Annotated in this window: 13 protein-coding genes; 9 read left to right on the top strand and 4 right to left on the bottom strand. The window is 75.8% G+C overall.

Going from position 1 to position 15,128, the window contains the following annotated elements; all coding sequences use genetic code 11:
• The first annotated feature begins 134 nt into the window (after positions 1 to 134).
• The gene (locus tag ACLQ22_RS07150) at positions 135 to 2,102 is read left to right on the top strand and encodes a hypothetical protein (RefSeq protein ID WP_425691563.1); all 1,968 of its coding nucleotides are present in this window, start codon (positions 135 to 137) and stop codon (positions 2,100 to 2,102) included.
• Positions 2,102 to 3,892, top strand: a complete 1,791-nt coding sequence (locus tag ACLQ22_RS07145) for a hypothetical protein (RefSeq protein ID WP_425691562.1) — start codon at positions 2,102 to 2,104, stop codon at positions 3,890 to 3,892. Before ACLQ22_RS07150 ends, ACLQ22_RS07145 begins: the two co-directional genes overlap by 1 nt.
• Before the next feature lie 82 nt (positions 3,893 to 3,974).
• Here ACLQ22_RS07145 and ACLQ22_RS07140 read toward each other — a convergent pair whose 3' ends face one another.
• The gene (locus ACLQ22_RS07140) at positions 3,975 to 5,828 is read right to left on the bottom strand and encodes a hypothetical protein (protein ID WP_425691561.1); all 1,854 of its coding nucleotides are present in this window, start codon (positions 5,826 to 5,828) and stop codon (positions 3,975 to 3,977) included.
• Positions 5,829 to 5,934: 106 nt separating this feature from the next.
• Here ACLQ22_RS07140 and ACLQ22_RS07135 point away from each other — a divergent pair, with 106 nt between their 5' ends.
• From ACLQ22_RS07135 to ACLQ22_RS07125, 3 genes are read left to right on the top strand one after another with little or no spacing between them, the layout of a single operon-like run.
• Positions 5,935 to 7,236, top strand: a complete 1,302-nt coding sequence (locus tag ACLQ22_RS07135; RefSeq protein WP_425691560.1) for a PQQ-binding-like beta-propeller repeat protein — start codon at positions 5,935 to 5,937, stop codon at positions 7,234 to 7,236.
• Positions 7,233 to 7,736 carry a hypothetical protein gene (locus tag ACLQ22_RS07130; RefSeq protein WP_425691559.1) on the top strand — a complete coding sequence of 168 codons (504 nt, stop codon included), beginning with the start codon at positions 7,233 to 7,235 and terminating at the stop codon, positions 7,734 to 7,736. The genes ACLQ22_RS07135 and ACLQ22_RS07130 overlap by 4 nt, the downstream gene beginning before the upstream one ends.
• A complete protein-coding gene (locus tag ACLQ22_RS07125) occupies positions 7,736 to 8,518 on the top strand; it encodes a PQQ-binding-like beta-propeller repeat protein (RefSeq protein WP_425691558.1) in 783 nt (260 codons plus the stop codon). The genes ACLQ22_RS07130 and ACLQ22_RS07125 overlap by 1 nt, the downstream gene beginning before the upstream one ends.
• Before the next feature lie 40 nt (positions 8,519 to 8,558).
• Here ACLQ22_RS07125 and ACLQ22_RS07120 read toward each other — a convergent pair whose 3' ends face one another.
• Positions 8,559 to 9,854 (bottom strand): C39 family peptidase, encoded by a 1,296-nt coding sequence (locus tag ACLQ22_RS07120; protein WP_425691557.1) that lies wholly within the window; start codon positions 9,852 to 9,854, stop codon positions 8,559 to 8,561.
• 149 nt (positions 9,855 to 10,003) lie between these two features.
• On the opposite strand from ACLQ22_RS07120, the gene ACLQ22_RS07115 reads away from it, so the two are divergent.
• From ACLQ22_RS07115 to ACLQ22_RS07100, 4 genes are all read left to right on the top strand, one after another.
• Positions 10,004 to 10,672: a response regulator transcription factor gene (locus ACLQ22_RS07115; protein WP_425691556.1), complete on the top strand. Its 669-nt coding sequence runs from the start codon at positions 10,004 to 10,006 to the stop codon at positions 10,670 to 10,672.
• Between the two features lie 79 nt (positions 10,673 to 10,751).
• Entirely contained in the window at positions 10,752 to 11,975 is a 1,224-nt protein-coding gene (locus ACLQ22_RS07110; RefSeq protein WP_425691555.1) for a sensor histidine kinase, read from the top strand.
• Positions 11,976 to 12,144: 169 nt separating this feature from the next.
• Positions 12,145 to 12,447 (top strand): hypothetical protein, encoded by a 303-nt coding sequence (locus ACLQ22_RS07105; protein WP_425691554.1) that lies wholly within the window; start codon positions 12,145 to 12,147, stop codon positions 12,445 to 12,447.
• Positions 12,444 to 12,830, top strand: a complete 387-nt coding sequence (locus ACLQ22_RS07100) for a VOC family protein (protein ID WP_425691553.1) — start codon at positions 12,444 to 12,446, stop codon at positions 12,828 to 12,830. The genes ACLQ22_RS07105 and ACLQ22_RS07100 overlap by 4 nt, the downstream gene beginning before the upstream one ends.
• Positions 12,831 to 12,884: 54 nt before the next feature.
• Here the strand turns inward: ACLQ22_RS07100 and ACLQ22_RS07095 are convergent, their stop codons facing one another.
• On the bottom strand, positions 12,885 to 13,781 hold the full coding sequence (locus ACLQ22_RS07095) for a hypothetical protein (RefSeq protein WP_425691552.1): 897 nt from the start codon (positions 13,779 to 13,781) through the stop codon (positions 12,885 to 12,887).
• 101 nt (positions 13,782 to 13,882) lie between these two features.
• Positions 13,883 to 14,989 (bottom strand): hypothetical protein, encoded by a 1,107-nt coding sequence (locus ACLQ22_RS07090; protein WP_425691551.1) that lies wholly within the window; start codon positions 14,987 to 14,989, stop codon positions 13,883 to 13,885.
• Between the last annotated feature and the right edge of the window lie 139 nt (positions 14,990 to 15,128).

Genomic DNA, 15,128 nt, shown 5'->3' with positions numbered 1-15,128 from the left:
AGATGTCGGATCACCGGGACGCGCCACCTCGCCCACCGTCCGTGCGCAGGTGGCGGGCGGTGACCGACGCCGACCACAGAGGACACTGCCGTGGTTTCAGGGTGAATGTCCCGCTCGGGTAGACTCCGCCGACTGTGACGCCTGCCGAGACCCGCGCCGAATCCTGGTCGGAATCCGACGCCGCCGCGGCCCCCGCGTCCGAACCCGTGGCGCCGCCCGTGGGCGACGGCGCCGGTGACCGTACGCCGGGCGGGGCCGCCCCGGCCGACGGGGCCGACGCCCCCGGCGCGGCCGTGGCCACCGGAGCGACCGACGCCACCCCCTCCGGCGAGGCCGGCGGGGCGGCCGGCGCGGCCCGGCCGCGGCGGTGGACCCGGCGACGGCAGGACCTCACGGTCTTCGGCTTGTTCCTGCTCGCTGCGGTGTGGGTCACCAGCCAGATCTGGGTGGACCCGGCCGGCCGGGTGGCCTCGCTCTACAGCAGCGACCCGGCCCAGGTGCAGTTCTTCCTCGCCCACTCGGTACGCGTGGTGCTGCACGGCGAGTTCCCGTTCTTCACCGAGCAGTTCAACTACCCCGACGGGGTCAACCTGATGGCCAACACGGCCATCCTCGCGCTGGGCATCCCGATGGTGCCGGTGACGCTGCTCTTCGGGCCGGCCGTGACCTTCGTGGTGCTGGTCACGCTCGCGCTCGCCGGCACCGCCTCGGCCTGGTACTTCGTGCTCTCCCGGCACGTCGTGCGCAGCCCGCTGGCGGCGGCCGTCGGCGGCTGGTTCTGCGGGTTCTCGCCGGCGATGCTGTCGCACGCCAACTGGCACCCCAACATCATCTCGCAGTTCCTGCTGCCGTTCATCGTCTGGCGGGTGCTGGTCATCACCCGGTCCCGACGGCCGTGGCGCGACGGCGTGCTGCTCGCCCTGATGGTCACCGCCCAGGCGTTCATCAACGAGGAGATCCTGCTCTTCACGGCGCTCGCCTGCGGGGTGTTCCTGCTCGCCGTGCTCGCCCAGCGGCCCGCGCTCTGGTCGGCGGCGTGGCGACCGCTGGCCAAGGCCCTCGCGATCTGCACGGTGCTCGCCGGGTCGCTGCTGGCGTACCCGCTCTACGTCCAGTTCGCCGGGCCGATGGCGTACCACGGCCTGAGCGACGCGGTGCGCGACTACGGCAACGACATCGCGGCCTTCTTCGCGCCCGGCTCGCCGACGATCGGCGGCGACGAACGCGCGAACGTGAACCTCGCGCCGAACTACTCGGAGGAGAACGCCTTCTTCGGCTGGAGCCTCGCCCTGATCGCCGTCGGCATCGTGGCCTGGCTGCGCCGGGAGATGCTCGTGCGGGCGCTCGCCGCGACCGGGGCGTTCTTCGCGGTGCTCTCCCTCGGCGAGCGGGTGTCCTGGTGGGACCGCGAGCTGTTCACCGGGCCCTGGGAGTGGCTGGTCCGGCTGCCGCTGCTCGACGCGGTGGTGCCCACCCGGTTCGGCCTGATCACCAGCGTGGTGGTGGGCATCCTGCTGGCGCTCGCCGTCGAGCGCTCCCGGACGCTGCCGGTCGAGCGGCGGACGCTGCGTACGCTCACCGTGGCCGGGCTCGTCCTCGCGCTGCTGCCGATCGCGCCGATGCCGCTGAAGGTGACCTCCCGCCCGCCGGTGCCGGACTTCATCACCGCCGACCGGTGGCGCGGCTACGTCGGTGAGGACCAGACCCTGGTGCCGATCCCGGTGCCGAACATGGGGCACACCCACGGGATGCGCTGGGCCGCCTCCACCAACCTCGACTTCAAGATCCCCGGCGGCTACTTCCTGGCGCCGCGCAACGGCAACACCGGCGACCCCGGCCGCTTCGGCGGCCGGCCCAGCGGCGTGGGGCGACTGCTGGAGGAGGTCGCCTCGACCGGCCGCATCCCGAAGCTGGACGACCGGCAGCGCCGCCGCTCACTCGACGAGCTGCGGCACTGGCGGGCGGCCATCCTGGTGCTCCCGGTCGGCCAGCACCACTCCGAGCAGCTGCGGCGCACCGTCGAGCAGCTGGTCGGTCCCGGCCGCCGGGAGCTGGACGTCTGGGTCTGGGACGTCCGGGCGCTGACCGACCAGCCGACCTGATGACCGCACCGGCGGCGACCGGCACCGCCGAGGCGGCACCCGCCCGGCGGTCCCGCCGGCTGCCGGTACGCACGCCGGACGCGCTGGTCGTCGCCGGCTACCTCGGCCTGGCGGTGCTGCTCACCTGCGGCCAGTGGGGTCGTCCGGGGCGGCTGTTCCACCAGGCGGGGGACCAGATCCTCTTCGAGTGGATGCTGGCCCGCGCGGCCCGGGCGGTGACGGGCCTGGAGAACCCGCTGTACGGCGCGCAGCTGAACGCCCCGGACGGGGTCAACCTGATGGCCAACACCTCGGTGCTGGGCCTGGGCGTGCCGCTGACGCCGGTCACCCTGATCTTCGGCTCGCAGGTCGCGTTCCTGGTGGCGGTGGTCTGCTGCCTCGCCGGCACCGCGACCGCCTGGTACGCGCTGCTGCGCCGCCGGCTGGTCGACTCCCGCGCGGCGGCGGCCGTCGGCGGGCTCTTCTGCGGCTTCGCCCCCGGCATGGTCGCGCAGGCCGGGGCGCACCTGCACATGGCGGCGCAGTTCCTGGTGCCGGTGATCCTGGCGCTGGTGTTCCACCCGGACCCGCGCCGGGTGTGGCGGCACGGCACGCTGCTCGGGCTGCTCGTGGCGTACCAGCTCTTCCTCGGCGAGGAGGTGCTGGTCTTCCTGGTCCTCGCCGCCGGGACGTTCGTGCTGGCGTACGCCGTGGCCGACCGGGCGACGGCGCGCCGGCTGGCGCCCGCACTGCTCGGCCGGCTCGCGGTCGGGGTGGCGGTGGCGCTGCCGCTGCTGGCGTACCCGCTGTGGTTCCAGTTCTTCGGCCCGGGCCACTACCGGGGGATGCCCTTCCACGCGTACGGCTACCAGCTCGACGCCGCGTCGTTCACCGCCTCGGCGCGACAGACGGTGCTCGGCGACGACCACCTGCCCGGCCTGCTCGCGCCGAACCCCACCGAGGAGAACTCCTTCTTCGGCCCGGGGCTGCTGGTGCTCGCCGTGGTGATCGTGATCTGGCTGTGGCGCCGGCCGCTGGTGCGCGCGCTGGCCGCCTGCGGGCTGCTCTTCGCGCTGCTCTCGCTGGGCGAGCAGGTCCGCCTGGACGGCACGTCCACCGGCATCCCCGGGCCGTACCGGCTGGTCGCCGAGCTGCCGCTGCTCGACCACGCGGTGCCGGCGCGCTTCCCGCTGGTCTGCGTCCCGGTGCTGGGCATCCTGCTGGCCCTGTCCCTGGACCGGCTGCGGCCCCAGCCGGCGGCCGGAGCGCGGGCGGGCGGCGTGCCGGTGCGGCTGCTGTGGGGCGGGGCGGTGGCCGCCGCGCTGCTGCCGCTGACCCCCACCCCGATCCGGACCGTGCCGGCTTGGCCCGTGCCGGCGTTCGTGGCCGAGGGCGGCTGGCGGGCCCACGTCCCGCCGGGCCGGACCCTGGTTCCGGTGCCGCCGGTGACCGGCGCCGGGGTCAGCCCGGCGATGCTCTGGTCGGCCCGCACCGGGCTGGCCTTCCCGGCTCCGGGCGGCTACTTCATCGGCCCCCGGGCCGCCGACGATCCGGCCGCCCGGTGGGGAGCCCCGGACCGCCCCACCGCCGCGCTGCTGCGCCGGGTGGCCGAGACCGGCGAGGTGCCGGTGGTCACCGACGAGCACCGCCGGCAGGCGGTCGAGGACCTGCGGCACTGGCGCGCCGCCGTGGTGGTCCAGGGCGGCCTGCACCACGGCGACCCGGTGCGCCGTACGGTCGACGCGCTGCTCGGGCCCGGCCGGGAGGTGGCCGGCGCCCATGTCTGGGACGTCCGCCCGCTGGTCGGCTGACGTCCCGGCCTCGCGCGCCCGCCGGCGCCTCCCGCCGGGCGACGGCTCAGCCCCGCCCGCCGGTCGGGCGACGGGCGACGGCTCAGCCGACGAGCGGCCGGACGTCCCAGAGCCACACGTCGTCGACGCGCTGGGGCGGGCCGATCAGCGCGGTCATCAGCTCGCGCAGGGCCGCCTCGCGGGGATGCGCGCCGAGGACGACCACGGACGCGCGCCAGAAGCGCAGGTCCTCGACCGCCTGGCGGCGGTTCTCGTCGGTCAGCGCGGGTACCGCGTTCTTGTCCATCGTGGAGTAGACGAGGGTGCTGGTTGGCCGGTTCGGCGCGCCGAAGACGCCCTCGCCCAGCTCGTTCGGCCCGATGAAGTAGCCGCCGGGGACGGGGAACGCCTGCTGCGTCAGCGCGCTCCAACGCAGCGTGGGCAGGCCGTGCACGTTGCTCGGGATCGGCACCGGCACCAGGGTCCGGCCCTCCGGCACGTACGGGCGCCAGCCGCCGGCGGTGATGAAGTGCGGCGGCGGGTCGACGGGCTGCGCGGGCAGCGGACGCGGGAACAGCGGCAGCACGGCGAGCGCGACGGCCGCGTATCCGACCGGCCGCAGCCATCGGCGGCGCGGCCCGGCGGCGTCGACGGCGTCGTCGCCGGCGCGGGGGGCCGGCACCGGCGGGCGGCCGTAGCCGGCGACGGTGTCCCAGGCCAGGGCGAGCAGCACGCCCAGCGCCGCCGCCACCACCAGGGCCAGCCGGGTCGGCATCATCATCTCGACCAGCGGCAGGTCGTCGGAGACGTAGGCCCACGGGCCGTCCGTCTCCGTCTCCACCCCGTTGATCCGCACCTTCGGGCCGATCGAGGCCACCGTGAAGACCACCACCAGCACCGCGAGAATCCGGGCGGCGAGCGAGCGGCGGACCAGCAGCACCAGCGCCACCAGCGACAGCAGCACCAGCGGCCAGCCGAACCAGGTGTTCTGCTCGGTCAGCCCGATGGTCTTCTCCACCGCCTCGTCGCCGGCCACGGTGTCGCGGGCGAAGGTGACGAAGGCGGCCAGGTCCTCGCCCCAGCTGTGGAACACCCCGCCCTGCAACCCCCGGTAGGACTGCGGGCCGTTGAACTGGAACCAGATCGGGTAGGCCGTCAGCAGCAGCGCCAACCCGCCGCCGACGCCGAGCGCGGCGGCGAAGGTGCCGGCCACCGCCCGCGTCCGCGCCGGCCGCATGATCGCGTACGCGAGCACGACGACCAGGCAGGCCAGCGCGGTGAGCAGCAGCATCTCCTCGTTGATGAAGATCTGGTACGCCACCAGCAGGCCGAGCACGAGGCCGTTGCGCCGCCACCGGCCGGGCTCGCCGAGCCGGAGCACCCGCACCACGATCAGCGGCAGCAGGAAGTTCGAGACGAAGTTGGGCTGGCCGTTGGCGTGGTGCACGATGCCCGGCGCGAAGCCGAGGAACGCGCCGCCGACGAAGGCCGCCGCGCGGGAGCGCACCAGGTGCCGCGACAGCATCCAGTACGACGTGCCGGCGGTCGCGGCCAGCGCGCCGCCCAGGTAGAGCGCGTACATGACCTGCGGGCCAAGGAGCATGGTCAGCGGCGCCAGCGGCAGCGTCACCCCGAGCAGCGAGGTGTTCGCCATCATGTTCACCCCGTCCGGGGCGTTCTGCCGCTCGGTGAACAGCGGGTTCTCCAGGTGCCGCACCGAGTACGCGCCGTGCGAGAAGAGCCACTCGAACCAGCTGTGGTCGGTGGGCAGGTGCGACGACACCCGGTTCTGCACGTCCACCCAGTAGTTCAGGCACACGAAAACGCCGAGCAGGACATAGGCTCCGATGGCCAGTACGTCGGCGCGGGAGGGCCTGCGCCGGGGCCGGCGCGTCGGCTCGGCCGCGACGGGCTCGGAGACGGAGTTCAGCGAGGGGTCTACCACCGGCACAGCCACGACGCGCCATCGTACAGGCGCTCGGGCGTCGCTTTTGCCGGGCCCGTGCCCCCACGGCCGATTTGCCGGTCCGCCGGAGGCCACGGTGTGACGGGGAGGACGCCACGTGACGCTGATCGACCTCGGCGAGCAGCGGGACACCGCGCTTCCCTCCGGCCCCGGCCCGGGCCGCCTTCTCCGCCGGTGGGCTCCGGCCCTGGTCGCCCTGCTCTGCCTGCTGACGCCGGCCGCCGCCGCGCCCTGGCCCACGCAGCCGCCGAGCGCCACGGTCCCGGCCAGCCCGGACGCGCACGCCCTGTTCGTCGACGAGGTGCTCCTGGTGGCCGACTCGTCGGGCCCCGACGCGGTGCCCGACGGGGACCCGGTGCCGCGACTGGCCGCCCACCGGCTGCCCTCCGGCCGTCCCCTGTGGCGGGTGCCGATGCCCGCACCGGGGCGGGTGTTCCACGCCGTTCGGGTCGGCGACCTGCTGGCGGTCGGCCTGGCCGGGGACCGGACGACGCCCCAGGTCGTCGGGCTCTCCCTCGGCGACGGCGGGGTGCGCTGGCGCGTCGAGGGGCAGTTGCGCGGTGCCACCCCGGCCGGGAACCTGCTGCTCTGGGGCTCCGACGGGTCGGGCGCGTCCGTGCTGCGGTCGGTGGATCCCGCGGGCGGCGCCGTCCGGTGGTCGCAGCCGCTGGCCTCCGAGGACGCGCTCCTGTCCCGGCGGGACCAGCGGGTGAGCCTGCTGACGGTGCTCGCCGGCGGCCGGCTGGAGCTGCGCGACCCCGACACGGGCGCGGTGCGCGCCGCGACGGCCGTGCCCGGCCGCTCCCGCATGCTGACGGTCACGGAGGAACTGGTGCTGCTCACCGACGACAGCGGCACCCTCAGCGGCTACGAGGTCGCCACCCTGCGCCGGCGGTGGGGCGTGCCCCGTGGCCCGGCCGACCAGCCGGAGGCGTTCGACTGCGGCGTCCTGATCTGCATCGAGGACGGGTCGCCCGCCATCCGGCTGCTCGATCCCGCCACCGGCGCCGTGCGGTGGCAGACCGAGAACGCGGCGCTGTGGCCGGCTGCCGTCGAGGGCCGGCTGCTGGCCGTCCGGGGCTCCTCGGGCGGCGACGCGGAGCACGTGCTGCTCGACGCCGCGACCGGTCGGCCGGTGCGGCAACTGGGCCGCTGGCGGGCCGGCGCCCCGGGGATGCTCTCGGCCGACGGCACGACCATGCACCGTCGGCAGCGTGACGGGCGGTACCTGGTCGGCCGGATCGACGAGCGCGGGGAGGGCGTCCGGGTGCTGGCGGCGCTGCGCGGCGTGGTGGGGGGGTGCGGCGCCCACGGGTCGGTCGTCGTGTGCCGGCACGAGGGTGGTGGGTTGGGCGTCTGGGAACTGCCCGGCGACCGGGACCGGGAGGGGCGGGCGTGACGCTGATCGACCTCGGCGAGCTGCGCGACGAGCCGGGTCGGGAGGCGCCGCCGCCCCGCCCGCCGCGCGCCGTCGGCAGGCCGCTGCGGGTCGCGCTGGTGCTCGCGTTCCTGGTGGCCACCGTGGCGGCGGCCGCGCCGGTGCCGGCACGGATCGCGGTCGTCGTGCCGGCCCGGCTCGGATCGGAGGCGTTCCCGCACGGCGACCGGCTCTACGTCGTCGAACCGGCCGAGGGGGAGCCCGAGGGGACCGTCGAGGTGCGGGCGTACGCCCTGCCCGAGCGGGCGCCGACCGACGACGCCCCGCCCACTCCCGTGTGGCGCGCCCGGATCGTGGCGGAGGGCCGGTTCTGGCAGGTCCAGACCGGGCCGGGGACGGTGCTCTTCTCGGTCACGGGGGACCAGGACGACGGGCAGACGCTCGCCCTCGACGCCGGACGGGCCGCGAACGCTGGCGGCAGCCCGGCTACCCCTGGTGGGACCCGTCCGGGAACCTGCTGATGCAGACCGGCGGGGTGGCGGGTGGCGCCGTGCGGTCGGTGGACCCGGCCTCCGGGCGGGCGCTCTGGTCGGTGCCGACGTCGCCCGAGGCCGCGACGTACAGCCTCCGCGACGGGCGGGTCGAGTGGATCGTGCTGGCCCCCGCGAAGGGGCGGGTCGAGGTGCGCGACCCCCGCTCCGGCGCTCTGGTGCACGCGGCGGACGTGGGCCTCGGCGAGGCGTCCGGGCACGCGGTGGTGGCGCAGGACCTGTTGCTGGTCGTCCGGCCGCCCGCGGGCGCGGTGACCGCCTACGGGCTGGACGGGCTGCGGCGGCGGTGGGAGGCGCGCGTCCCCATGGTGGAGCACGTCAACGAGTGCGGCGAGCTGTTGTGCGTGCCCGGAGGGAACAGGCTCGTCGCGCTCGACCCGGCGACCGGCGCGCTCCGGTGGGTCGGCGAGCGGTGGCTCGGGGCGCTGTCGGCACAGGGCGGCCGGCTCCTGGCGATCGCGCCCGGTGGCGGCGGCGAACGGTTGGGCGTGCTCGACGCGGCGACCGGTCGGGAGGTGGCCGACCTGGGCACCTGGCAGCTGCTGCCCTGGTACGCCGACGAACGGCTCCTGGCCGTGCGACCGGCCGTCGCCGGTGGCGGGCTGGTGGTGGCCGAGTTGGACCTCGCCGCGGGCCGGGCCCGGGTGCTGGACGTGCTCCGCGACGTCTCCGGGGACTGCCGCAGCCGGGCCGACACGGTGGTGTGCCGGCTGCGCACCGGCGAGTTCGGCGTGTGGCGCTACCGCGACTGAGCCCGCCGCGTGGCGACCGGTGCCGGGCGCGCCGCCGGGGTCACCAGTTGGGCTGCTCCGGCGCCGGGGGAAGCGGCACGCCGGGCGGCCGGAGCACGTACGCCACCCCGCCGCTGCCACCCTGCCAGGCGGCCTCGAACCGGTCCCGGTCGACGGTCCGGCGCACCGCGTCGTCGTCGGGGGCGTACGGGTCGTTGAGCACCGGCGCGCCCGTGGCGGTGAAGCCCACCAGCACCATCAGGTGCCCGGCGGTGTCGTAGTCCAACCCGGGCACCTCGCCCACCCGGAACGCGGCGGAGACGATCAACGGGATGCCGGCGGCCACGAACGCCTCCGCCTCGGTCAGCGACCGCAGCCGGGTGACGAAGGCGTCCACACCGTGCAGGCCCGCGTACGCGGTGTTGAACGGCCAGTTGCCGGCCCCGGCGAAGGCGTGGTCGTAGCAGTGCCGCGCGGCGTGCACCACCACCGGGCGGGGACCGGCCGGGTCCACCCAGGCGTACCGGGCCGGGGCCGGGGCGGCGTCCCAGAAGGCCAGCACCATCGAGGTGCAGGTGGGGCTGCACCACGAGTCCCCGCCGCCGCCCCACTGCAGGTGGGCGCCGGCGTGCAGCCGCTGCGAGTACCGCGGCACCTCCAGCACCGTGCCCCAGGCGGCCGGGATCGTCGCGGCGGAGCCGCCGGCAGGCGTCGGAGCCGGCGCGCGGGACCCGGGCCCGGCGACCGGGGCGGGCCCGGCCCCCACCGGCGGGGCGCCCTCTCCGGTGGGCCGGGACGGCCCGGTCGCGGCCGTCGGGCGCGGGCCCGCGGCGACCGCCCCGACCGCGCGCAGCACCGGGGACGCGTCGGCGTCCTCCGGCCGGAGCAGGGTGACCCGGACCTGCCAGCCGGTGACGGTCGCGCCCGTGACCACCAGCGTGTCCGTGTCCACCCGGGCGTCGGCGTCGCGCTGCCCGGGCACGGAGGTCCGGCGGATCACGTGGTCGTCGGCCGCCCAGTCGGCGAGGACGTACCACCCGGTGGCCGGTGCGTCGTCGCGCCAGCCCCGCAACTCCACCCGCAGCCAGCAGTCGCCGGGGGTGTCCCCGTTCCACGAGGGCACCACGTCGCGCACGGCGAAGTCGACCGGCACGGGCGGGGACGTCCAGCTGCCGGCCGCGTACCGGCGGGTGCGGCCGTCGGCGTCGGTGTGGTCGAGCCGGTCGACCGGGTCGGCCAGTTCGAGGCCCTGTCCGCCCGCGCGCAGCCCGGACAGGCTGCCCAGCCCGGCGTCGCCGGGGAGGCGGAAGCCCCGGTAGGTGACGTCCCGTCGGATCGTCGGCGCCGCGTCGGTCATGCGTCTTCCCGTCCGTCGTGAAGGTTGCCGCCAAAAGCATCGCGTACGACGAAGGTTTTCTGCAACGGGGTCGGACCGGGACGGCGGGTGCGGCCCGGTTTGGCCGCCGGCACTAGGTTGTGGGTGGTCAGGGGCGCGAGGAGGCCGGGATGCGGGTACTGGTGGTCGAGGACGAGCGCAACCTCGCCGACGCGATCGCGCGGGGGCTGCGCAAGCGGGGCATGGCGGTGGACGTCGCCTACGACGGCGACAGCGGCCACGAGATGGCGTTCGTCACCCGGTACGACGTGGTGGTGCTGGACCGGGACCTGCCCGGCATGCACGGTGACCAGATCTGCGCCGAGCTGGCCGGCTCCGGCACGCTCACCCGGGTGCTGATGCTGACCGCCAGCGGCACCGTCGCCGACCGGGTGGAGGGGTTGCAGCTCGGCGCGGACGACTACCTGCCGAAGCCGTTCGCCTTTGACGAGCTGGTCGCCCGGGTGCAGGCGCTCGGCCGCCGGGCCACCCCGGCCGCGCCGCCGGTGCTCGAACTCGCCGATCTGGTCCTCGACCCGGCCCGCCGGGTGGCCACCCGGGGCGGCCAGCCGGTCGATCTGACCAACAAGGAGTTCGGTGTGCTCTGCGAGCTGCTCAAGGCGCGCGGCGCGGTGGTCTCCAGCGAGGAGCTGCTGGAACGGGTCTGGGACGCCAACACCGACCCGTTCACCACGATCGTCCGGGTCACCGTGATGACGCTGCGCAAGAAGCTCGGCGACCCGCCGCTGATCGAGACGGTGGTCGGAGCGGGCTACCGCACGGCGGAGGCGTCGGCATGAGCGCGAGGAGTGAGCCGGTCTTGCGAGCCCCGCAGTCGCGAATGAAGGTGGCACGGTGAGCGCGAGGAGTGAGCCGGTCTTGCGAGCCCCGCAGTCGCGGACGGCGGCCGGCGCCGCGACCCGGCGGGCCCGGCTGCGGCCCACGCTGCGACTGCGGCTGACCCTGCTCAACGGGGTGCTGCTGGTCGGCGCGGGCGCGATCCTGGTGCTGCTGGCCTGGCTGCTGGTCCGGGACGCGCTGCGCCCGACCGACGAGCTGCTGCCCGGCACCACGGTGGTGCTGGCCGACGGCCGGTCGCTGGACGCCGCGCAGTGGCAGCACCAACTGGTCGACGCCGCCAGCGCGGAGCTGCTGGCCAAGGGCCTGGTGGCGCTGCTGGCGATCAGCGTCGTCGGGGTGGCCGGGGCGTACGCGGTCGCTGGCCGGGCGCTGCGTCCGCTGCACCAGGTCACCGCCACCGCCCGCCGGTTGGGGGAGACCACCCTGGACCAGCGGATCGGCTACTCGGGCGCCGACGACGAGGTGGCCGAACTGGCGGCGACCTTCGACGAGATGCTGGACCGCATCGCCGCCGCGTTCGAGGCGCAGAAGCGCTTCGTGGCCAACGCCTCGCACGAGCTGCGGACCCCCCTCGCGGTGATGCGTACCGAGATCGACGTGACGCTCAGCGACGACGAGGCGGACGCCGCCGAGTACCGCCGGATGGCCACCGTGGTCCGGGACGCCTCCGAGCGGGCCAACGGGCTGGTCGACGCCCTGCTGGTGCTCGCCCGCAGCGAGGCCCAGGCGGGCCGCCGGCTGGGCCGCCGCACCGAGTGCGACCTCGCCGCCGGCACCGCCAACGCCCTGTCGGCGGTACGCCGGGAGGTGGAGCGGATCAAGCTGCGGGTGCAGACCTCGCTGGAGTCCGCGCCGGTCGTCGGCGATCCCGGGCTGCTCGACCGGCTGGCCGGCAACCTGATCGAGAACGCGATCCGCTACAACCACCTGCACGGCCGGCTCTGGGTGCGCACCGGTTCGGACGGGTGCCGGTCGTGGCTGGTGGTGGGCAACACCGGCTTCGAGGTGGACCAGGCCGACGTGCCCGGCCTGTTCGAGCCGTTCCGGCGCGGCGGCCGGGAGCGTACCGGCGCGCGGGGCTCGGGCCTCGGGCTCTCCATCGTCCGGGCGGTCTGCGACGCGCACGGCGGCACCGTGAAGGTGATCGCCCAGCCCGGTGGCGGGCTGGAGGTCACGGTGACCCTGCCGGCGGCGGAGGCCGCCCCGGCCGTCACCGCCCAGGAGCCGGTCGCCCGGCGGTGACGGGCCACCCCGGGGGTTGCGGGCCGGGCGGGCCCGGTGGAAGGATCATGGCGTCAGCTCGAGGACCGGAGGGGGGGTGCGTCGATGTTCACCGTCATGATCTCCGCGCCCCGTCTCGCCGGCTGACTCTCCCGTACGCGGGGCGCCTCCATCCTCAGCGGAGGAACCTGTGTATCCACGGATCCACCACGTCAGTTCCGACTGTCACGACACCCATGCCCGCTCCGGCTCCCGGCCGGCGGTGCCCGGGCACGCCCGGCAGGACCCCGGCGACCCGGCGGTGCTGCCGCCGCCGGGCGGTACCACCCCGAACGTCTTCTTCCCGCAGGTGACCGAGGCCGAGGCGGCCAGGGACCGGGCGCCCGCCCGCCCCGGACCGGCCGGCCGGAACCGGGAGCGGGAGGTCGCGCGGGTGCTCGGCCCCGCCGCGGCGGAGCGGGCGGGTACGACCATCGAGGAGGTACACCCGTGAGCGCACGGATCCACAACATCAGCATCGACTGCCGCGACACGTACGCGCTGTCCGGCTTCTGGGGGCAGGTCTTCGGCTGCTCCCGCCAGCCGGACGACTTCCCCGGCGACCCGGAGGCCATGCTGCTGCCCCCGGGTGGCCCGGAGGTGCTCTTCGTGGCGGTGCCCGAGGGCAAGGAGGTGAAGAACCGCCTCCACCTCGACCTGGAGCCCACGGACCGGACCCGGGACGAGGAGGTCGCGCGTCTGGTGGCCCTCGGTGCCACCCAGGTCGCCGACCAGCGCCGCGCCGACGGCTCGGGCTGGGTGGTGCTCGCCGACCCGGAGGGCAACGAGTTCTGCGTGCTGCGCAGCGCCGCCGAGCGGGCCGCCACGGCGGGCTGACGCGAAAGGGGCCCGTCCACCGTCGTGGGCGGGCCCCCGCCGCTGCCGTACGGGTCAGGACTTCTGCTCGACCTGCCCCCGGATGGTGGCGAACTCGGCGTGGGCCTGCTGGCCCGTCTTGAAGTAGATGATGACCATGCCGACGCTGCCCTTGTCGCTCCACACGCAGACGCCGAGCGGCACGTCCTGCGCCTTGGCGTCGCCGCACTTGGCCTCGCCGCCGAGCGGGCCCGGGTCCACGGAGCTCATCTCGCCCAGCCGCACGTCGCTGGTGCGCGCGCCCCTGATGGTGTCCTCGAGCGTCCTTGCCGGGTCCGGGTTCAAGCCGGACGCGGCGGCGATCATCACGAGGTCCTTGTCGGCGGGGGTGCCGTAGAACCCGCCGACGGTGCTGGTGGCCTCGGGGATCGCCTTGTTGAGTTCCGCCTCGAGCTGCCGGGCGCCCGACTGGAGGGCCGGGTCGGTCGCCTTGGGCCGCCCGGCGAGGGTCGCCGGGGCGACGACCCGGATCCGGGTGGCGTCGACGGTCTCCTTGACCTCGTCCTTGACGGCGAAGGCGGCGATCGCCGCGCCGCCCAGGCAGAGCACCAGCACCACGGCGAGCGAGATCAGCACTATCTTGCCGGCGTTCGACTTCCGCGCGACCGGCGGGCCGCCGTAGGGCGCCCCCGCAACGCCCCCGGGCGGCGGCTGGGCGAACCCACCGGCCTGGGGCGGCGGCCCGTACGCGCCCGATTGCTGCGGCGGTCCGTACCCGCCCGGCTGCGGGGGCAGCGGGTCGTACCCGCCGGCCTGGGGCGGTGGCCCGTACCCGCCGGCCTGCGGGGGTGGCCCGTACCCGCCGGCCTGGGGCGGTGGCCCGTACCCGCCGGGTTGCGGGGGCGGGTACGAGCCGTACGGGCCGCCCCCGCCGTCCGGCGGCGGGTAGGAGTTGGCGGGTGGGTAGGACATCGGTCAGCTCCGGGTCTGCGCGAGGGGATTGGTGGTCCGTGCGACCCCGCCCGACGCGCCGCGTCCACTGTGGGCGGCGGCGCGCAACGGGCGGATGCCGGTCAGTACTTCTGCTCGATCTGGCCGCGGATGGCGACGAACTCCGCCGCCGCGGCTGCCGACGAGGAGAAGAACATCACGATGAGCCCGACGCTGCCGTGGTCGGCCCACGCGCACACGCCCAGCGGCACGCCGGCGGACTCGCCGTCGCCGCACTTGGCCAGGCCGCCCTGCGGTCCGGGGGCGATCGCGGTCAGCCGCTTGACCGCCAGGTCCTTCGAGATGCCCTTGATCGCGTCGTCGAGCTCCCCTTCCGGGTTGAGCACGAAGGAGGAGGCGGCGATCACCATGACCATGTTCCGCTCCTCGGCGCTGCCGTAGAAGGCGCCGGCGACGCCGGTCTCGCCGCGCACCGAGGACCGCAGCTCGCGGACCATGTCGTCGGCGGCCTTGCGCAGGGTCGGCTCGGTGCTCTTCGGGCGGCTGCCGAGGCTCTCCGGCGTGACGACCCGGATCTGCGGGGCGTCGCTGGACTCCGGCGACGGGGCGGGCTCGGACGACGTGGGGGCGCTCGGCGTGGCGCTCGACGCCGCCCCGGTCGGGGACGCGGTCGGGGTGGGTCGGGGGTCGGCGCCCTGGTCGCCTTCGTAGGCGAGGTAGGCGATGCCGCCCCCGCCGAGGCAGAGCACCAGCAGCCCGACCAGGCCCAGGGTCAGCACCAGCTGGTGGGGCCTCGCCGGTCGGCCCGCGCCGGGAGGGGACGGCGGGTAGCCGGCGTACGGGCTGGTGGGGAACCCGGCCTGCGGCGTGACGGGATAGCCGCCGTAGGGCTGGGTGGGGTACGGCTGGCCCGACGTGGGCCCGGGGTGCGGCTGGGCCGACGTGGGCCCGGGGTACGGCTGGCCCTGCGGGGGCCCGGGGTGCGGCTGGGCCGACGTCGGCCCGGGGTACGGCTGGGCCGACGTGGGGCCGGGGTACGGCTGGCCCTGCGGGGGGCCGGGGTGCGGCGTGCTGGGCCAGCCGCCGCCCGCCGGGGGCTGGCCGCCCGGCGGGGATCCCCAGCCGTCGGCGGGCGGTGCCGGGTAGCCGTCCGGCCGTGGCGGGGGGAAGTCGTAGTGCGTGTCGTGCTCCGGCTGCCCGGACCAGGGATCGACCGGCGGTTGGGACATGATCAGCTCCAGGCGAGGGTGCGAACGGGTGATCGTAGCCAGCCACGGCACGGTACCGCTGTCCCGACCCCGACCGTATCGGCCGCAACGACGAACGCGGTGGCCACCTCCATCCAAGCTGGACGGGGCAACCACCGCG

This window comes from Micromonospora sp. DT178, assembly GCF_049841695.1.
In the GTDB taxonomy this organism is placed as follows: domain Bacteria; phylum Actinomycetota; class Actinomycetes; order Mycobacteriales; family Micromonosporaceae; genus Micromonospora.
Note: the sequence above shows the minus strand (reverse complement) of the source record. Positions and strands in the feature narration are given on the sequence as shown.